The organism is Jatrophihabitans sp. (genome assembly GCA_036389035.1).
Taxonomy (GTDB): domain Bacteria; phylum Actinomycetota; class Actinomycetes; order Mycobacteriales; family Jatrophihabitantaceae; genus Jatrophihabitans_A.
The window spans coordinates 1-18,564 of the sequence record DASVQQ010000027.1 but is presented as its reverse complement, the minus strand read 5'-3'; the positions used below and the strand labels follow the sequence as shown (position 1 = coordinate 18,564).

The window sequence follows — 18,564 nt, the reverse complement described above, 5'->3', positions numbered from 1 at the left end:
TATAGGCTAGCTGGCCTCACAGGAATCGGCTGGCGGAATAGATCACTAGCCCCACCAGCGACCCCACCACGGTGCCGTTGATCCGGATGAACTGAAGGTCCCGGCCCACCTGCAACTCCAGCCGGCGAGCCGTCGACTCGGCGTCCCAGCGCGAGACCGTGTGGCTGATCACATCGGTCAGCTCGCCGGAGTAGTGGGCCAGCACGTGCCTCATCACGCCCAGCAGCCAGCGCTCGGACTTGGCCTGCAGGCTCGGGTCATCGCGCAGCGCGGTCCCGGTCTGCCGGATCACCGAGGCGGTGACCCGGCGCAGCTCGGAGTTCGGGTCCAGCGCGGCTTCGAGCACCGCCTTCTTCAGCGGCAGCCACAGCGAGGCCAGCGCGTTGCGCACCGCCGGGTGGTCGAGCAGGTCCGCCTTCCACTGCTCCAGGTTCGCGGCGGCCCCCGGATCGGTGCGCAGCTGCACCGCGTACAACCGCAGCCGCTCGTCGAACTGCTGGCGCAGCGCGTGCTCGGGATCGATGGCCACGTCAGCCAGGAAGCTCTGGACGCTGCTGAACAGCTTGTTGAAGACCTTACCGTCCACCCACTCCGGCACCCACTCGGGCGACTCGTCGGCGACCCGCTTGCGAAAGACGTCCCGGTTGTCGTCCAGGAAGCGCATCAGCGACCGCAGTCCCTCGCTGAGCAGGATCTGGTGCTGGTTGCCCTCCACCGCCAGGTCGAGCACCTTGGCCACCACCGGGGCGGCCGGCACCCGGCGCAGCTGCGCGTCGGCGAAGTTCTCAATGGCCTGCCGGATCTCCTCGTCGGCCAGCACCGTGTTGGCTCCGGCCAGCGCCACCCCGATCTCGTGCGAGAGCCGCTCGGGCCGGTCGCCGGTGGCCAGCCACTCCCCGACCCGGCGCGGGATCTGGGCCGCCTGCAGCCGGGGCCCGACCACCTCGGGCGTCAGGAAGTTCTGCTGGACGAAGTCGCCCAGGCTCTCACCGATCTGGTCCTTCTTGCGCGGGATGATCGCGGTGTGCGGGATCGGCAGCCCGAGCGGGTGCCGGAACAGCGCGGTCACCGCGAACCAGTCGGCCAGCCCGCCGACCATCGCCGCCTCGCTGGCCGCCTGGATGAACGGCCAGATGCCGCGGTCGTCGCCGACCAGCTTGCAGAACACGAAGACCAGGGCGGCGAACACCAGGCCGCCGGTGGCGACCACCTTCATCCGCCGCAGCGCCACCTGCTTCTCGGCGTCACCGGCCAGCGAGAGCACCGGCACGTCCAGCAACGGCGGCAGGTCGGACGGCTGGTTACCCGACGGCTGTTCGGGGGCTGGCTGGTGGTCTGCCGGCTTCCGGTGGTCGGACGGCTGGTGGTCGGACGGCTGCGGCGAGCCGGTTGGCGCGGCCATCAGCTGACCCGGGCGTGGATAGCGGCGGCGAGCAGGCCGGCCGCGGCGTCGGAGTAGGTCAGGTAGAGCGACGGCTCGACCAGCTCCAGCTCGCCCACCACCGGGCCGTCCGGGCCGGGCAGCAGGTCGACCCTGGCGTACAGCAGGTTCTCGTCCAGGCCGGCGTTGGCGTGCGCGAGGACCTTCTCAGCGAGTGCCATCTCCTCCTCGGACGGCTGGCGCGCGGTGATGTCCTCCGAGACATAGGCCCGGCCGTGCACCAGGTGCCGGGCCTCCGGCGGGAGCATCGGCCCCTTGCGGATCGCATGGCTGTACGCGCCGTCGAAAAAGATCAGCGCGGTCTCGCCGGCGGTGTCGACGCCGGAGTGGTACGGCTGCATCAGCACCGTGCGGCCGGCCTCGTGCAGCGCCCGCAGATGCTCGCGGGCGGCGTCCAGCGCTCCCGGCCGGTCGGCGTCGAACCGGCCGGCGCCGCGCGAACCGGCGCCGACCGAGGGCTTGAGCACGAACTCGCCCGACTGCGGAAACTCAGGCTCCGCGCCCGGCGGCACCAGCCGGGTGGCAATCACCGGCAGCCCGGCGGCGGCGAGATCGACAAGGTAGCTCTTGTCGCTGTTGGCCTCGATCACCGACAGCGGGTTGTAGAGCCTCGGGATCGAGGCAGCCCAGGCCAGAAAATCCTCGCGCCGGAAGGTGTAGTTCCAGGTTGCCCGGATCACCGTCGCGTCGAAGGCCGCCCAGTCGACGCCGGGCTCGTCCCACGGCAGCATGCTGACCTCGTGACCGAGCTCGGCCAGCGCCGGCAACAGCGGCAGCTCGTCATCGTCGCCGGTCGGCATCGGCAGGCAGGTGGCGAGGGCGATGCGTCTGCTCACTCCCCGATCCTAGGTGCTGCCCCACCGGGCTCGAGGTCTCGCCCTCAGCACGCGAGCGCCGCAACGGGCACGCGCAGCACCTGGCGGCCGGCCCGGCTCAGCGCAGGAAGGTGTCCACCGCGACGGCCAGGAACACGAAGGCCAGGTAGCTGTTGGACAGGTGGAACAGCCGCATCGGGTTGCCCGCCGAACCACTCCGGGCAGCCGCGTAGAGCCGGTACGCCTCGGCCAGCAGCGCCGCGCCGGCCCCCAGAGCCAGCACCCCGTACACCCAGCCGGTGGCCAGCGGCCACAGCACCAGCGAGGTCGCCACCGTCAGCCAGGAGTAGCCGACGATCTGGCGAGCCACCTTCACCGGCGAGGCGACCACCGGCAGCATCGGCACACCGGCCCGGGCGTAGTCGTCCTTGTAGCGGATCGCCAGCGCCCAGAAGTGCGGCGGCGTCCAGAAGAACACCACCCCGAACAGCACCACCGGCGCCCAGGCCAGTGACCCGGTGACCGCCGCCCAGCCGATCAGCACCGGCATGCAGCCGGCCGCGCCGCCCCAGACGATGTTCTGCGGGGTCCGCCGCTTGAGCAGCATGGTGTAGACGAGGACGTAGAAGGCGATCGCCAGCGCGGTCAGCCCGGCGGCGAGCAAGTTCGCGCCCAGCCCCATCAGGGCCACCGCGACCACCCCGAGCAGCACGCCGAACCTGAGCGCGCCGGTCGGCGAGACGTCGTGGGTGGCCAGCGGGCGGTGTCCGGTGCGGCGCATCAGCGCGTCGATGTCGCGGTCGAGGTAGCAGTTCAGCGCGTTCGCCGATCCGGCCGCCAGGGTGCCGCCGATCAGGGTGACCAGCACCGTCTGCCAGCGCGGCAGGCCGTCCGCGGCCAGCACCATCGCCGGCAGCGTGGTGACCAACAGCAACTCGATGATGCGCGGCTTGGTCAGGGCCACGTAGGCGCGCACCGAGGTCATCGCCGAGCGAGCAGCGACATCCGGCTCGCCCAAGCCAGGGCGGGCAACCGGGGTCTGCGTCACCCTCTCACCCTAAACCCGACCGATGCTGCTCATCCGCCCGGCTCGGCGGGCTGCGGGGCAGCTAACAGTCGCATGCAACAGAACGTACCGATATCGGCTATCTAGCCGTACAGGGCAGCTCCGAACCGCTGACCCCGCCACACTGCGGAAGGGAAGGCCGTGAGACCGGAGGGAGTGCTGATGTCCGGCGAGCAGAGCATGCCGCTGACGCGCTACATCGCCGAGCACGGCATGGCGCTGACCCGGTTCGCCTACCTGGTGGCCGGCGACCGCGGCCGGGCCGAGGACCTGCTGCAAGAGACCTACCTGGCGCTGTACCGGAGGTTCGGCGACGCGCTGCCGCCCGACCTGCCTGCCGCTTATGCCCGGACCGCGATCGTCCGAGCCCAGATCAGGCAGGGGCGCCGGCGGCAGTTCGTCGAACGGCCGACCGCCGAACTGCCCGACCGCCCAGCGCCGGCGACCGATCCGGCCGACTCCGACCAGCTCTGGAAGTTGCTGGCCGGGCTGAGCCATCGGCAGCGCTGCGTGCTGGTGCTGCGCTACCGCTACGGCTGCGCCGACGAGGAGATCGCCGAGACGCTGGGCTGCCGGCGGGCCACCGTCCGCAGCCTGGCCGCCCGTGCACTAGCCGACCTGCGCGCCAACCGCGCGGTCACCGAACTCGCAGGAGAGTACTGATGACCCGCTTCGAAGACCCGTTCAACGCCGGGCAGCCGGCCGACGAGCTGGAGGACGAGCTGCGCCAGGTGCTGATCCGGCGCGAAGCCGACATCACCGAAGCTGCCCAGCCCCGGACGGACGGCGAACTACCGGTGACACCCATCCCGGGCTGGGTGCACCGGGTCACCGAGCTGCCCGGCGGCCGGACCGGCACCCTGCTGGCGGCCAGCGTGGTGGCCCTGCTGATGCTCAGCACGACGCTCGCGGTGCGCGGCCTGACGCACGACGACCCGCCCGTCGGAGCGCCTAACAGCCCGGCCGCCAGTACATCGCTGCCCACCCCGTCGACCACTCCGTCGCCTACCCCGTCACCCACCCCGTCGGCCACCCGGACGTCCCTGGCTGCCGCCTGCCCGCTGCCGGCGAAGTGGCTGACCGCGCTGGAGGCAGGCGTGGTGGCAGTGGACCAGCCGCTGAACCGGCCGCTCGCGGCCGGCCCGGACGGCAGCTTCCTGATGGAGCAGTCGAACGCCTTCACCGACAGGCCGGCCTCGTCGATCACCCACCGGGAGCTGGCCCTCTTCGACCGGGACGGGCACGGCACCACTATCTGGTTGGCCGCCGAACCACAGCATGACCTCGTCGGTGTCAGCCCTGACTCGGCCCTGTCGGCCGGCTGGGCGGTCTTCGCGCTGGCCCGGACGCAGAACCTGGCGGCGTACGGGGTGGCCGCCTGGGACCGGGCGGCCGGCCGGCTGAGCACGGTGCGCCTGCTCAGCCCGGCGGAGCAGGAGGCCGACCTGGTGATCGCCTTCGACCCGATCGTGGCCGGTGACACCGCCTACTGGATCGAGCAAAAACGGAACGACACCGCCTACCAGACGCTGGTCAGCCAGCAGTTGCCCTACGGCCAGCGGCACACCCGCCCGGTGGCAGACGTGGGCCGGCTGGTCGCGGTGGGCACCGGCGTCGGGCTGCTGCTCGGCACCGGCCCCGACCATTTCCCGATTCTTGCCACCACCCTGGCGGCCGGGCCCGGCCTGACAGTGCCTGCCGAGGTGCTCGAGTGGGCCGGCGGCAGGTGGTTCAGTTCGGACGGGACGTCGCTGCGCTGGCAGACCGACCAGGCCATCGTGAGCTGGCGGCCCGGCCAGTCCACGGTCAGCCGGACCGGTCTTGCCCGACCCTTGAACGGTCCGTTCGTCGGACCGTTTGCCGACATATTCACCGGCTCGCCGCAGGAGGGCACCATGATGGACACCCGCAACGGCACCCTGCTGCGGTTGCCGGCCGGGCTGAGGTTCGTGCTGGTTGCCGGCGGCGACCTGATCACGGTCACCGGCGACCGCCAGGACACCGTGCACCGGGTGCCCCTGACGGCCCTGCCGGCCACCCGCTGCTGACCGCGCGTCGAACCCAGCGGCTGGCCTGCGCGTCGAAACGAGCGGCACCGGATGAGCGGTCGAGGGTCCGCTCTCGGTGACCAGCGGCAACTCGATGATGCGTGGCTCGGTCAGGGCCACGTAGGCTCGTATCGAGGTCATCGCCGAGCTAGTAGCCGACATCCGGGTCACCCGATCGAGTGGGGGGCGACCGGAGTCTGCGTCACTGGCCCCGCGTAACGCCCGGCCGAAACCACGGCCGCCACCGCATCCGGCGTCGCTGACCGGCCTCGCGACACCGCCACCCGCACCGCCACCCGATACCGCAACCCGACACCGCAACCCGCCCGCGAAGCCCCTTCCCGGGCGCCGTCGGTGTTGATCAAACACCAGACTGAAAGCGATTAGGCTCCAGTTCAGGCCCTACCGAGACTCTGAGAGCAGGAGAGGCACGTGACCGAGACCGCACCCGGCATCGTTCAGACCCACCCGGACTGGTGGACCGAACTCGATTCCAGAGCGGTGGACACCGCCAGGCTGCTGGCGGCCGACGCCGTGCAGAAGGTGGGCAACGGCCATCCCGGCACGGCGATGAGCCTGGCGCCGCTGGCGTACCTGCTCTTCCAGCGAACCATGCGCCACGATCCGACCGACCCGAACTGGGTCGCCCGCGACCGGTTCGTGCTGTCCAACGGGCACTCCTCGCTGACCCTCTACATCCAGCTTTTCCTGGCCGGCTACGGGCTCGAGCTCGAAGACATCAAGTCGCTGCGGACCTGGGGCTCGCTGACCCCGGGGCATCCCGAGCACGGCCACACCTCGGGCGTCGAGACCACCACCGGTCCGCTCGGCCAGGGCGTCGGCAACGCCGTCGGCTTCGCGATGGCGGCCCGCCGCGAGCGCGGCCTGCTCGACCCGGACACCGCGCCCGGCGAGTCGGTGTTCGACCACCAGATCTATGTCATCGCCGGCGACGGCTGCCTGCAGGAGGGCGTCTCGGGCGAGGCGTCCTCACTGGCCGGCCACCAGCAGCTGGGCAACCTGACCCTGATCTGGGACGACAACCACATCTCCATCGAGGACGACACCAACATCGCCTTCTCCGAGGACGTCTGCAAGCGGTACGAGGCCTACGGCTGGCACGTCCAGCAGGTCGAGTCCGGCGAGGACGTGGTGGCGCTGGAGGCCGCGCTCGAAGCGGCCCGGGCCGAGACCGACCGGCCGTCCTTCATCGCGGTCCGCACCATCATCGCCTGGCCCGCGCCCACCAAGCAGAACACCGGCAAGGCGCACGGCTCGGCGCTCGGCGACGAGGAGATCGCCGAGACCAAGAAGATCCTGGGCTTCGACCCCGGGATCGATTTCGCGGTCGACCCCGAGATGCTGCAGCACACCCGCAAGGCCGTCGACCGGGGCCGCGCCGCCCGGGCCGAGTGGCAGCCGGCCTTCGACGCCTGGGCCGCCGACAACACCGAGCGCAAGACGCTGTTCGACCGGATGGTCGAGCGCAGCCTGCCGCCGGGCTGGGCCGACTCGCTGCCGAGCTTCCCCACCGAGAAGGACGGCAAGCCGAACTCGATCGCCACCCGGGCCGCCTCGGGCAAGGTGCTCAGCGCGCTGGCCGGGGTGCTGCCCGAGCTGTGGGGCGGCTCGGCCGACCTGGCCGAGAGCAACAACACCACCATGGAGGGCGAGCCGAGCTTCGTGCCGGCCGACCGGCAGACCAAGGCCTTTCAGGGCGGCCCGTACGGCCGGACGCTGCACTTCGGCATCCGCGAGCACGCGATGGGCTCGATCATGAACGGCATCGCGCTGCACGGCGGCACCCGGATCTACGGTGGCACCTTCCTGGTGTTCAGCGACTACATGCGCCCGCCGGTGCGGCTGGCGGCCATCATGCAGTTGCCCACCATCTACGTCTGGACCCACGACTCGATCGGCCTCGGCGAGGACGGCCCGACCCACCAGCCGGTGGAGCACCTGGCCTCGCTGCGCGCCATCCCCGGCCTGGACGTGGTCCGGCCGGCCGACGCCAACGAGACCGCGGTCGTCTGGCGGGCGGTGCTGGAGCACAACGACCGGCCGGCCGGGCTGGCGCTGTCCCGGCAGAACCTGCCGGTGCTCGACCCGGCCAAGGTGGTCGACGCCAGCAAGGGCGGCTACGTCCTGGAAGAGGCCTCCGAGGGCCTGCCCAAGGTGATCCTGATCGCCACCGGCTCCGAGGTGAGCCTGGCGCTGGCGGCCCGCGAGCGGCTGGAGGCCGAGGGCACCCCGACCCGGGTGGTGTCGATGCCGTGCATCGAGTGGTTCCGTGCCCAGGACCGGTCCTACCAGCAGCGGGTGCTGCCGCCGGCGGTCAAGGCCCGGGTCAGCGTCGAGGCCGCCGTGTCGCAGGGCTGGCGCGAGATCGTCGGCGAGGCCGGCGAGATCGTCGCGCTGGACCACTTCGGCGCCAGCGCCAACGTCAAGGTGCTGTTCGAGCAGTTCGGCTTCACCCCGGACAACGTGGTCACCGCCGCCCACACCAGCCTCGAGCGAGTAGGCGAGATCACCGGCACCACCACCGGCAACTAGCCGGCATTCACACGTTCCCAGGCTCTTCGAAGAAGGGATCCATCATGAGCGACGCACTCGCCGACCTGTCGGCCCAAGGCGTGTCCATCTGGCTCGACGACATCAGCCGCGAGCGGCTGGTCAGCGGCAACCTGCAGCAGCTGATCGACGCCAAGCACGTGGTCGGCGTGACCAGCAACCCGTCGATCTTCCAGAAGGCGATGGAGGGCGCCGCCGAGGAGGACTCGGCCTACGCCCAGCAGGTGCACGACCTGGCGGTGCGCGAGGTGGCCCTGGAAGAAGCCGTCCGGCTGCTGACCGCCTTCGACATCCGCTGGGCCTGTGACGTGCTGCGCCCGGTGTTCGACTCGACCGACGGGCAGGACGGCCGGGTCTCGATCGAGGTGGACCCGCGGATCGCCCACGACAGCGACAAGACCACCGCCGAGGCGGCCGCGCTGTGGTGGCTGGTCGACCGCCCGAACGTGATGATCAAGATCCCGGCCACCGAGGCCGGGCTGCCCTCGATCACGGCGGCGACGGCGGCCGGCATCAGCGTCAACGTGACCCTGATCTTCTCGATCGAGCGCTACCGCAAGGTGATGGACGCCTACCTCGACGGGTTGCGGCAGGCCCGCGAGGCCGGCATCGAGCTGTCCACCATCCGCTCGGTCGCCTCGTTCTTCGTGTCCCGGGTGGACACCGAGATCGACAAGCGGCTGGACAAGATCGGCACCGACGAGGCCAAGGCCGTGCGCGGCAAGGCCGGCATCGCCAACGCGCGGCTGGCCTACGAGGCATTCCAGGAGGTGTTCACCGGACCGGACTGGCAGGAGCTGAAGTCGGCCGGCGCGCACGTCCAGCGCCCGTTGTGGGCCTCCACCGGCGTCAAGGACCCGGCCTATGACGACACCATGTACGTCACCCAGCTGGTCGCCCGCGACACCGTCAACACGATGCCCGAAGCCACCCTGAACGCGGTCGCCGACCATGGCGTGATCAGCGGCCCGACCGCCGACTCCGGCTACGACGAGGCCCGCCAGGTGGTCACCGACCTGTCGGCGCTGGGCATCGAGCTGCACGAGGTCACCGAGCTGCTCGAGTCCGAGGGCGTCGACAAGTTCATGGACTCCTGGGCCACCCTGGCCGAGAGCGTGCAGAAGCAGCTGACCGAGGGCGCGAAGAAGGCCGACAACGGCGATCCCAGCAAGGCCGGCAACAACGACCGCGAGGGCTCGTCGGCATGACCGAGACGGCTTCGACCAACGACGACGTGCTGCGGCTGGAACCGCAGTACCCCGACGTCGGGTCCTACACCGACGCCCTGAACGCGCTGGTGCACGACCAGGTCGCCAGCCGGATCGCCGCTCAGGACCCGACCCTGTGGGGCGCCGACGCCGAGTCCGAGGCGGCCAAGCGACTGTCCTGGGTGTCGCTGGCCCTGACCTCCCGCCCGCTGATCGCCCAGATCGCCGCGCTGCGCGAGGAGCTGGCCGCCGAAGGGGTCGACCACGTGGTGCTGGCCGGCATGGGTGGCAGCTCGCTGGCCCCCGAGGTCATCTGCGCCACCGCCGGCGTCGCGCTGGTCACCCTGGACACCACCGACCCCGGCCAGGTGCGGGTCGCCATCGCCGACAGCCTGCAACGCACCGTCCTGGTGGTCTCGAGCAAGTCCGGCGGCACCGTCGAGACCGACTCGCACCGGCGGGCCTACGAGCAGGCCTTCACCGAGCAGGGCATCGACCCGCGGCGGCGGATCGTGGTGGTCACCGACCCCGGCTCGCCGCTGCAGCAGGCCGCCGAGGAGGCCGGTTACCGCAAGGTGTTCCTGGCCGACCCGAACGTCGGCGGGCGCTACAGCGCGCTGACCGCGTTCGGCCTGGTGCCCTCCGGCCTGGCCGGCGTCGACCTGACCACGCTGCTGGACGAGGCCGGCGAGGCGGCCGAGGCGCTGTCGGCCGACTCGGCGGCCAATCCCGGCCTGCGGCTCGGCGCGTTGCTGGGTCAGGCGCACAATTCCAGCTCGGACGGCACCGGCTCGAACGACGCCGGCTCGGGCGGCGGTGCCGGCTCGAACGGCGGTGCCGGCTCGGGCGGCGGTGCCGGCTCGAACGGCGCCGGCTGCGACAAGGTGGTGTTCGCCGACTTCGGCTCGGGCATCGTCGGCTTCGGCGACTGGGCCGAGCAGCTGATCGCCGAGTCGACGGGCAAGGACGGCCGCGGCCTGCTGCCGGTGGTGGTGGAGGGCCCGGACGCGCCGGGATTCGCCGACGCCGGCCCGGACGCGATCCTGATCAGCCTGGGCGGTGACCGGCAGTCCGCCGAGCCGGCCTCGGGTTGGGGCGCGGCGGTCTCCGGCCCGCTCGGCGGGCAGCTGCTGCTCTGGGAGTACGCCACCGCCATCGCCGGCCGGATCATCGGGATCAACCCGTTCGACCAGCCCAACGTCGAAGAGGCCAAGAAGCAGGCCCGGGCGCTGCTGGACGCCCCGGAGCAGGCCGGCAAGGACGAGCCGGCGCTGACCGACGGCGCCGTCCAGGTCTTCGGCGCGGGCTTCGACCTGGCCGGCGCGAGCACGCTGGCCGACGCGCTGCGGGCGTTCCTGGCCGCGGCGCCCGAGCGGGGCTACGTCAGCGTCCAGGCCTACCTCGACCGGCACGCCGACACCGAGGCGCTCGAGCTGCGTCCGGCGCTGGCCCGCCGTACCGGCCTGCAGACCACCTTCGGCTGGGGACCGCGGTTCCTGCACTCGACCGGCCAGTACCACAAGGGCGGGCATCCCAACGGGGTGTTCCTGCAGCTCACCGGCGACATCTCGGCCGAGGCGGGCGGTGACCTGGAGGTGCCGGACCGCCCGTACACCTTCGCCTCGCTGCAGCACGCGCAGGCGGCCGGCGACGCCACGGTGCTCGCCGACAAGGGCCGGCCGGTGCTGCACCTGCACCTGACCGACCGCGCCGCGGGCATCCAGCAGCTACTGCAAGCGCTCTGAGGAGGATCCGTGAGTCTGACCGAGGACCAGGACGAGGACCAGTCCCCCGCGATCGACGCCGGCGACGGCCCGGAGATCCGGCCGGGACTGGGTTCCAACCCGCTGCGCGACCCCCGCGACCGGCGGCTGCCCCGGGTTCCCGAGCCGTGCGCCCTGGTGGTCTTCGGGGTCACCGGCGACCTGGCTCGCAAGAAGCTGCTGCCGGCCGTCTATGACCTGGCCAACCGCGGCCTGCTGCCGGCCGACTTCGTGCTGCTCGGTTTCGCCCGCCGCGACTGGGCGGACGGCGACTTCGAGTCGCTGGCGAAGAAGGCGGCCAAGGAGCACGCCCGCACCGGGTGGAACGAGGAGGTCTGGACCCGGCTGTCGGGTGACATCAAGTTCGTGGCCGGCTCCTTCGACGACGACGCCGCCTTCGACGAGCTGGCCACCACGCTGGACGACCTGCGCCAGAGCCACGGCATCAAGGGCAACGCCGCCTTCTACCTGTCCGTCCCGCCGAGCATGTTCCCGATCGTGCTCAAGCAGATGGAGCGCACCAAGATGGCCGACAACGCCACCTCCGGCGGCTGGCGCCGGGTCGTGGTGGAGAAGCCGTTCGGGCACGACCTGCCCAGCGCCAAGGCCCTCAACGCGCTGGTCGACGAGGTGTTCACCGCCGAGGACGTGTTCCGGATCGATCACTACCTGGGCAAGGAGACGGTGCAGAACCTGATGGCGCTGCGCTTTGCCAACCAGCTCTTCGAGCCGGTCTGGAACTCCAACTACGTCGACTCGGTGCAGATCACGATGGCCGAGGACGTGGGCATCGGCGGGCGGGCCGGGTTCTACGACGTCACCGGCGCCGCCCGGGACGTGCTGCAGAACCACCTGCTGCAGCTGCTGGCGCTGACCGCGATGGAAGAGCCGGTGGAGTTCACCGCCGAGGCCATCCGCACCGAGAAGCTGAAGGTGCTGCGGGCGATCCGGCTGCCCGCCGACCGGGGCGCGTACGCCATCCGGGGTCAGTACCAGCAGGGCTGGCTGGCCGGTGAGCGGGTGGCCGCCTACCGGGCCGAGAAGGACGTGCCGGAGGACTCCAAGACCGAGACCTACGCCGCCGTCCGGCTCGGGATCGACACCCGGCGGTGGGCCGGCGTGCCGTTCTACCTGCGCACCGGCAAGCGGCTGCCGCGCCGGGTGACCGAGATCGCGGTGCTGTTCAAGAAGGCGCCGCACCTGCCGTTCAGCCACACCGACACCGAGGAGCTGGGGCACAACCAGCTGGTGGTCAGGGTGCAGCCGGACGAGGGCGTCACGCTGAAGTTCGGCTCCAAGGTGCCCGGCTCGATGATGGAGGTCCGCGACGTCGCGATGGACTTCCTGTACGGCGAGGCGTTCACCGAGTCCAGCCCGGAGGCCTACGAACGGCTGATCCTCGACGTGATGCTCGGCGACGCGACGCTGTTCCCGCGCAACGAGGAGGTCGAGGCGTCCTGGCGGGTGATCGACCCGCTGGAGGAGTTCTGGGCCGGTCAGGAGCCTGCGGCCTACCGGGCCGGCGAGTGGGGGCCCAAGGCCTCTGATGAGATGCTGGCCCGCGACGGGCGCCGCTGGCGGCGGCCATGACCCGCCCCGATGAAGGAGATGCGCGGTGACCACACTCTGGGACACCACCGGAACCGCGGTGGTGCAGGCGCTGGCCGCCAAGCGGCGCTCGGGCGGCGCGGTGACCAGCGGCCTGGCTCTGACACTGGTGGTGGTGCTGGAGGAGAAGGACGTCGACGACGTCGAGGCGGCCGTGGCGACCGCGGCGGCCAAGCACCCGATGCGGGTGATCATGGTGCTGCGGCACAACATCGACGCGCCGGTCCCCCGGTTGGACGCCGAGGTGACCATCGGCGGCCGGCGCGGGCCCGGTGAAGCCGTGGTGCTCCGGATGTTCGGACGGCTGGCGCTGCACGCCGAGTCGGTGACGCTGCCGCTGCTGGCGCCGGACGCGCCGGTGGTCGCCTGGTGGTACTCCGAGACCCCCAGGGTGATCGCCAACGACCCGCTCGGGGTGTTCGCCGACCGCCGGATCACCAACGTGATCCGCGACCGGGACCCGGCCGCCGCGCTGCAGCAGCGAGCGGCCGACTACGCCCCGGGCGACACCGACCTGACCTGGACGGTGATCACGCCGTGGCGGGCGGCGCTGGCGGCGGCGTTCGACACCGCCTCCTCACCGGCCACCTCGGTGATCGTGTCCGGCAACCCCCAGGACCCCTCGGCGCAACTGCTGGCCGGCTGGTTGACGTCCCGGCTGGAAATCGACGTCCCGGTGCACAAGGCCGAGGGCAAGTACATCGTCGCGGTCGAGATCGAGTTCGCCGACGGCCGGACGGTCAAGATGACCAACGAGGGCTACAAGCTGCTGATGCGCCGGCCCGGGCAGCTCGACACCATCCAGCCGTTCCCGCAGCGGACCACCGGCGACATGCTGGCCGAGGAGCTGCGCCGCCTGGACGCCGACCAGCCCTACGGCGAGGCGCTTGCCGCGGTGTCAGGCCTGACCGGCCTCAACGAACGCGCGGCGGTCCGAACCCACATCTGGCACGATCCGGCGATGGCGCAGCAGGAGGCCTGAGGCCGATGCCCGCGCAGCCGGAACTCATCATCCAGGCCAATCCGGAGGGCCTGGCAGGAGATGTGGCGGTGCGGGCGGTGGCCACGCTGGCCCGCGCCCAGCAGAACCGGGGCCGGGCGGCGCTGGCGCTGACCGCGGGCTCGATTATGGAACAGGTCTGGTCGGCAATCGCCGCCGCGCCCTTGCGCGACACCGTCGACTGGTCCCGGGTGGATGTGTTCTGGGCCGACGAGCGCTACGTCCCGGCCGGCTCGGCCGATCGCAACGACGCCCCGGCGACCCGGCTGCTGTTCTCCCAGCCGCCGTTCAAGGCCGCCCGGCTGTTCCCGATGCCGGCCAGTGACGGCCCGTACGCCAACCTCGACGACGCCGCGGCCGGCTACGCCGAGCAGTTGTCGGACGCGCGCCGGGCGGACGACCCGGACGAGGTGCCGTACTTCGACGTGCTGCTGCTGGGCGTCGGCCCGGACGGGCACTGCGCGTCGCTGTTCCCCGAGCACCCCAGCGCCTATGACGAGTCCGGCCCGGTGATCGCGGTGCGCAACTCTCCCAAGCCACCGCCGCTGCGGATCTCACTGAGCTTTCTAGGCCTTGCGGCGGCGAACGAGATCTGGTTCGTGGCCTCCGGCGCCGGCAAGGCACGGGCGGTCGCCCTGGCGCTCAGCGGGGCCGGCCGGGTGCAGGTGCCGGCCGCCGGCCCGCGTGGCCGGTTCCGGACGCTCTGGTTGGTGGACCGGGAGGCCGCGGCCGGGCTGCCACGGCATCCCGACGGCCGGCCGATGCTCTGAGGCGGTCGCTGTTTAGGCGGTCGATGCGCTGAGGGACGATGCTCTGAGCGACGGCGCGATGCTATGAGCGGAGGCGTGAACGTTGGCCTCGGTGCAGCGGGCTGCTCGGCGAGTCGCCCTGCTCAGCGGCCAACGATCACCTAATCGCGGCGGCGAGCGCTAAATACGCGATGTCTGATCGCGCCAATCCGTCATACCAGCGGAGGCGCGAAGGTTGGCCTCGGTGCAGCGGGTTGCCCGGCGAGTCGCCCTGCTCAGCGGCCAACGATCAGCTAGTCGCGCCCCACGACGGCGCGCAAAGCGTAATGGCGCGGCGAACAGCTGGCTGAGGCGTGGCGGTAAGGATCAGGCCTCGCCGCGGCGGGCCCGCAGCCGGGCCAGCGCCTCTTCGAGGATGGCGTCGCCGTCGGCGTCCGAGCGGCGTTCTTTCACGTAGGCCAGGTGGGTCTTGTACGGCTCGTTGCGGGGGGCGGCCGGCGGTGCGGCGGATTCGCGGCCGGCGGGGTAACCGCAGCGCGGGCAGTCCCAGGTGTCGGGCACCAGCGCCTCGATCGCGAAGGCAGGCTTGGTCTCGTGGCCGTTGGCGCAGAAGAACGACACCCACTGGCGGGGGGCGGACTCGCCCCGCTCCCGCTCGCCCATCGGCCCGGCGCCTACCCGGCTGCCGCGGATTGCGCTGCCACCTGCCACTTCTTGACTCCTCTGACTAACTCGATGTCACTGTGAAGCTTGGGCCAGCCGACTGGACGCGCTCCGCGCCGCCGGGATGACCGCCGCAGGTGGTTTCAGCTCGCCTTGTAAAGCAGCCCCAAGCCGATGATGCAGATGGACCAGACCAGGCCCGCGATGACGGTGAGCCGGTCGAGGTTGCGCTCGACCACGGAGGAGCCTGACAGGCTGGAGTACATCGAGCCGCCGAACATCGAGGACAAGCCGCCGCCCTTGCCGCGGTGCAGCAACACCAGAACCATCAACAGCAGGCTCGCGACGATCAGGACAATCGACAGCAACGTGATGATCATGTGGTTCGAAGGCCTCGCTCAGATCTCGACGGGTTGACGCGGCATGGTGTCAAGAGAATACCTGCTCGACTTGCCGCGGCTGGCGCTCGGTGCGCAAACCAGGTCCTCAAGCCGGAAACGGACCGCCGCCGGCCGCGATGCAGATTCCGGCGAACTCGGCTCCGTCCAGGCTGGCGCCGCCGACCAGGGCGCCGTCGACGTCCGGCTGGGCCACGATCTCACCGGCGTTGGTGGACTTCACCGAACCGCCGTACAGGATCCGGACGCCGGCCGCCAGCTCGGGGCTGTACAGCTCGGCCAGCCGGGCCCGGACCGCCGCGCAGACCTCCTGGGCGTCGGCCGGGGTGGCCACCTTGCCGGTGCCGATCGCCCACACCGGCTCGTAGGCGATGACGACGCTGGCCGCCTGCTCGGCGGAGACGCCGGCCAGCGCGGCGCACAACTGGTCGACGCAGTGCCCCACCTGCCCACCGGCCTCGCGGACGTCCAGCCGCTCGCCGACGCACAGGATCGGGGTCAGCTCGCTGGCGTAGGCCGCGAGGACCTTGGCATTGACCAGCTCGTCGCTCTCCTGGTGGTACTCGCGGCGTTCGGAGTGCCCGACCACGACGTAGCTGCAGCCCAGCTTGGCCAGCATGCCGCCGGAGATGTCACCGGTGTAGGCGCCGCTGGCGTGCGGGGACAGGTCCTGGCCGCCGTAGCGCAGCGCCAGCTTGTCGCCGTCCACCAGCGTCTGCACCGAGCGGATGTCGGTGAACGGCGGCAGCACCACCACCTCGACGGCCTCGAAGTGCTGCGGCTTGAGGCTGAAGGCGACCTTCTGCACCAGGGCCAGCGCCTCGAGGTGGTTGAGGTTCATCTTCCAGTTGCCGGCGATCAGGGGCGTGCGCGTTGCCGCCGTGCGGGCCATCTAGCTCTCCTCGAGTACGGCGACACCGGGCAACGTCTTGCCTTCCAGGTACTCCAGGGAGGCGCCGCCGCCGGTGGAGATGTGGCTGAACCGGTTCACGTCGATGCCCAGCGCCCGCACCGCGGCGGCCGAGTCACCGCCGCCGACCACCGTCAGCCCGTCGCAACCGGCGACCGCCTCGGCGACGCCCTTGGTGCCGGCCGCGAACGGCGCCACCTCGAAGACGCCCATCGGGCCGTTCCAGAAGACCGTGCCGGCGCCGGCCAGGGCCTCGGCGAACCGGGCCACCGAGTCCGGGCCGATGTCCAGGCCCTTCATCCCGGCCGGGATCGCCTCGGCCGGCACCGTCTCGGTGCTGGCGTCGTCGGAGACCTCGGCCGCGACTACCACGTCGGTGGGCAGCACGATCTTGTCGCCGGCCTCGGCCAGCAGCTGCTGGCAGGTCTGCACCTGGTCGGCCTCCAGCAGCGAGTCGCCCACCTCGTGGCCCTGCGCCTTGAGGAAGGTGAAGCACATGCCGCCGCCGACCAGCAGCCGGTCGACCTTGGGCAGCAGCGCTGAGATGACGCCCAGCTTGTCCGACACCTTGGACCCGCCGAGCACCACCACGTAGGGCCGTTGCACCTCGCCGGCCTCACCGGTCAACCGGCGCAGCACCTGCAGCTCGTCGCGGACCAGCTCGCCGCAGTAGTGCGGCAGCAGCCGCGCCACGTCATAGACCGAGGCGTGCGCGCGGTGCACCGCTCCGAAGGCGTCGTCGATATAGGCTCCGCCGTCGTCCTCACCGCCGGTCAGCTGGGCCAGTGCCCGGGCGAAGTGGGCCCGCTCGGCCTCGTCCTTGGCGGTCTCGCCCGGGTTGAACCGGACGTTCTCGAGCAGCAGCAGGTGGCCGTTCCCCAGTCCGTCGGCCAGCAGCCGGGCACTCTCGCCCACGGTGTCCAGCGCGAACTCCACCGGGGTGCCCAGCAGCGCCGCCAGCCGGTCGGCAACCGGGCGCAGCGAGTACCTGTCCTCGGGGGCGCCCTTCGGCCGGCCCAGGTGCGCCACCACGATCACCCGGGCGCCGCGGTTGAGCAGCTTCACCAGCACCGGCAGCGATGCTCGGATCCGGCCGTCGTCGGTGACGACCGGCGGATCGTCCTTGGACAGCGGCACGTTCAGGTCACAGCGAACCAGGACGCGTCGCCCGGCCACCCCGACCTTGATCAGATCGTCCACCGTGCGCATACAGCTCTACTCCCCCGGTCTCGGCGGTCCCTTGCTGGTCGGTCTGGGTCCTGCTCGGCAGGTCTGGTCGGCCTTGATCCTGCTCGGTCGGCTTGGTCGGGCTCGGCCGGTCTTACAGGCTGGCGCCGACGTAGCCGATCAGGTCGACCAGCCGGTTGGAGTAGCCCCACTCGTTGTCATACCAGCCGACCACCTTCACCTGGTCGCCGATCACCTTGGTCAGGGTGGCGTCGAAGATGCAGGACGCCGGGTCGGTGACGATGTCGGCGGACACGATCGGGTCCTCGGTGTAGACCAGGTAGCCCTTCAGCGGGCCGTCGGCGGCGGCCTTGTACGCGGCCTTGACCTCGTCCACGGTGGTCTCGCGCGACAGCGTCACGGTCAGGTCGGTGACCGAGCCGGTCGGCACCGGCACCCGCATCGCGTAGCCGTCGAGCTTGCCCTTCAGCTCCGGCAGCACCAGGCCGATCGCCTTGGCCGCGCCCGTGGAGGTCGGGATGATGCTGAGGGTGGCGGCCCGGGCCCGGCGCAGGTCCTTGTGCGGGGCGTCCTGCAGGTTCTGGTCCTGGGTGTAGGCGTGGATCGTCGTCATGAGGCCCTTGACGATGCCGAACTCGTCGTGGATGGCCTTGGCCATCGGCGCGAGGCAGTTCGTCGTGCAGGAGGCGTTCGAGATGACGTGGTGCGCCGCCGGGTCGTACGAGTTCTCGTTGACGCCGAGGACGATGGTGATGTCCTCGTTCTTGGCGGGCGCGCTGATGATGACCTTCTTGACGGTGCCGCGCAGGTGCTTGGCCGCGTCCTCGCGGTTGGTGAAGCGCCCCGTCGACTCGATGACGACCTCCGCGCCGGCCTCCTCCCACGGGATGAGCGCCGGGTCCTTCTCCGAGAAGACGCGGAACTCGTCCGAGCCGACGCGGATTCCCGTCTCGGTCGCCACGACCTCATCTTCGAGGTTGCCGAGCACGGAGTCGTACTTCAGGAGGTGCGCGAGCGTCTTCGTGTCCGTGATGTCGTTGACCGCGACGAAATCTATCTCGGCGTCGCCCAGCGCCGTGCGCAGGATGTTGCGCCCGATGCGCCCGAATCCGTTGATGCCGACTTTGACTGCCATG

The 18,564-nt window shown here is 71.1% G+C and carries 16 protein-coding genes; 8 read left to right on the top strand and 8 right to left on the bottom strand.

Going from position 1 to position 18,564, the window contains the following annotated elements:
• Positions 1-16: 16 nt before the first annotated feature.
• The 3 genes from VF557_15650 to VF557_15640 all read right to left on the bottom strand — a co-directional run bounded on the left by VF557_15650 (position 17) and on the right by VF557_15640 (position 3,304).
• Complete coding sequence (locus VF557_15650; GenBank protein ID HEX8081645.1) at positions 17-1,402, bottom strand: DUF445 domain-containing protein; 1,386 nt, start codon at positions 1,400-1,402, stop codon at positions 17-19.
• Positions 1,402-2,277 (bottom strand): hypothetical protein, encoded by an 876-nt coding sequence (locus tag VF557_15645; protein HEX8081644.1) that lies wholly within the window; start codon positions 2,275-2,277, stop codon positions 1,402-1,404. The genes VF557_15650 and VF557_15645 overlap by 1 nt, the downstream gene beginning before the upstream one ends.
• Positions 2,278-2,374: 97 nt before the next feature.
• The gene (locus tag VF557_15640) at positions 2,375-3,304 is read right to left on the bottom strand and encodes a heme o synthase (GenBank protein HEX8081643.1); all 930 of its coding nucleotides are present in this window, start codon (positions 3,302-3,304) and stop codon (positions 2,375-2,377) included.
• A gap of 180 nt (positions 3,305-3,484) precedes the next feature.
• Here VF557_15640 and VF557_15635 point away from each other — a divergent pair, with 180 nt between their 5' ends.
• The 8 genes from VF557_15635 to pgl all read left to right on the top strand — a co-directional run bounded on the left by VF557_15635 (position 3,485) and on the right by pgl (position 14,290).
• Positions 3,485-3,985, top strand: a complete 501-nt coding sequence (locus VF557_15635; protein ID HEX8081642.1) for a sigma-70 family RNA polymerase sigma factor — start codon at positions 3,485-3,487, stop codon at positions 3,983-3,985.
• Complete coding sequence (locus VF557_15630; GenBank protein HEX8081641.1) at positions 3,985-5,370, top strand: hypothetical protein; 1,386 nt, start codon at positions 3,985-3,987, stop codon at positions 5,368-5,370. Before VF557_15635 ends, VF557_15630 begins: the two co-directional genes overlap by 1 nt.
• 432 nt (positions 5,371-5,802) lie before the next feature.
• Complete coding sequence (gene tkt, locus VF557_15625) at positions 5,803-7,923, top strand: transketolase (GenBank protein HEX8081640.1); 2,121 nt, start codon at positions 5,803-5,805, stop codon at positions 7,921-7,923.
• A 44-nt stretch (positions 7,924-7,967) separates the two neighbouring features.
• Positions 7,968-9,149 (top strand): transaldolase, encoded by a 1,182-nt coding sequence (tal, locus tag VF557_15620; protein HEX8081639.1) that lies wholly within the window; start codon positions 7,968-7,970, stop codon positions 9,147-9,149.
• A complete protein-coding gene (locus tag VF557_15615; protein HEX8081638.1) occupies positions 9,146-10,894 on the top strand; it encodes a glucose-6-phosphate isomerase in 1,749 nt (582 codons plus the stop codon). Before tal ends, VF557_15615 begins: the two co-directional genes overlap by 4 nt.
• A 9-nt stretch (positions 10,895-10,903) precedes the next feature.
• On the top strand, positions 10,904-12,502 hold the full coding sequence (gene zwf, locus VF557_15610; protein ID HEX8081637.1) for a glucose-6-phosphate dehydrogenase: 1,599 nt from the start codon (positions 10,904-10,906) through the stop codon (positions 12,500-12,502).
• A 25-nt stretch (positions 12,503-12,527) separates the two neighbouring features.
• Positions 12,528-13,502, top strand: a complete 975-nt coding sequence (locus tag VF557_15605; GenBank protein ID HEX8081636.1) for a glucose-6-phosphate dehydrogenase assembly protein OpcA — start codon at positions 12,528-12,530, stop codon at positions 13,500-13,502.
• 5 nt (positions 13,503-13,507) lie between these two features.
• Positions 13,508-14,290, top strand: coding sequence for a 6-phosphogluconolactonase (gene pgl / locus VF557_15600; GenBank protein ID HEX8081635.1), 783 nt, complete (start codon positions 13,508-13,510; stop codon positions 14,288-14,290).
• 345 nt (positions 14,291-14,635) lie between these two features.
• On the opposite strand, the gene VF557_15595 is transcribed toward pgl, so the two are convergent.
• From VF557_15595 to gap, 5 genes are all read right to left on the bottom strand, one after another.
• The gene (locus tag VF557_15595) at positions 14,636-14,980 is read right to left on the bottom strand and encodes an RNA polymerase-binding protein RbpA (GenBank protein HEX8081634.1); all 345 of its coding nucleotides are present in this window, start codon (positions 14,978-14,980) and stop codon (positions 14,636-14,638) included.
• Between the two features lie 95 nt (positions 14,981-15,075).
• On the bottom strand, positions 15,076-15,312 hold the full coding sequence (secG, locus tag VF557_15590; protein ID HEX8081633.1) for a preprotein translocase subunit SecG: 237 nt from the start codon (positions 15,310-15,312) through the stop codon (positions 15,076-15,078).
• Positions 15,313-15,418: 106 nt separating this feature from the next.
• On the bottom strand, positions 15,419-16,222 hold the full coding sequence (tpiA, locus tag VF557_15585) for a triose-phosphate isomerase (GenBank protein ID HEX8081632.1): 804 nt from the start codon (positions 16,220-16,222) through the stop codon (positions 15,419-15,421).
• Positions 16,223-17,449: a phosphoglycerate kinase gene (locus tag VF557_15580; GenBank protein HEX8081631.1), complete on the bottom strand. Its 1,227-nt coding sequence runs from the start codon at positions 17,447-17,449 to the stop codon at positions 16,223-16,225.
• 112 nt (positions 17,450-17,561) lie between these two features.
• Complete coding sequence (gap, locus tag VF557_15575; GenBank protein ID HEX8081630.1) at positions 17,562-18,563, bottom strand: type I glyceraldehyde-3-phosphate dehydrogenase; 1,002 nt, start codon at positions 18,561-18,563, stop codon at positions 17,562-17,564.
• Position 18,564: the final 1 nt, after the last annotated feature.

Excerpts from the sequence above, each read along its gene's own strand:
- VF557_15630 (HEX8081641.1), top strand. The coding sequence starts at position 3,985 with ATGACCCGCTTCGAAGACCCGTTCAACGCCGGGCAGCCGGCCGACGAG.
- VF557_15650 (HEX8081645.1), bottom strand. The coding sequence starts at position 1,402 with ATGGCCGCGCCAACCGGCTCGCCGCAGCCGTCCGACCACCAGCCGTCC.
- tpiA (HEX8081632.1), bottom strand. The coding sequence starts at position 16,222 with ATGGCCCGCACGGCGGCAACGCGCACGCCCCTGATCGCCGGCAACTGG.
- gap (HEX8081630.1), bottom strand. The coding sequence starts at position 18,563 with ATGGCAGTCAAAGTCGGCATCAACGGATTCGGGCGCATCGGGCGCAAC.
- secG (HEX8081633.1), bottom strand. The coding sequence starts at position 15,312 with ATGATCATCACGTTGCTGTCGATTGTCCTGATCGTCGCGAGCCTGCTG.
- VF557_15635 (HEX8081642.1), top strand. The coding sequence starts at position 3,485 with ATGTCCGGCGAGCAGAGCATGCCGCTGACGCGCTACATCGCCGAGCAC.
- tal (HEX8081639.1), top strand. The coding sequence starts at position 7,968 with ATGAGCGACGCACTCGCCGACCTGTCGGCCCAAGGCGTGTCCATCTGG.
- pgl (HEX8081635.1), top strand. The coding sequence starts at position 13,508 with ATGCCCGCGCAGCCGGAACTCATCATCCAGGCCAATCCGGAGGGCCTG.
- VF557_15580 (HEX8081631.1), bottom strand. The coding sequence starts at position 17,449 with ATGCGCACGGTGGACGATCTGATCAAGGTCGGGGTGGCCGGGCGACGC.
- VF557_15615 (HEX8081638.1), top strand. The coding sequence starts at position 9,146 with ATGACCGAGACGGCTTCGACCAACGACGACGTGCTGCGGCTGGAACCG.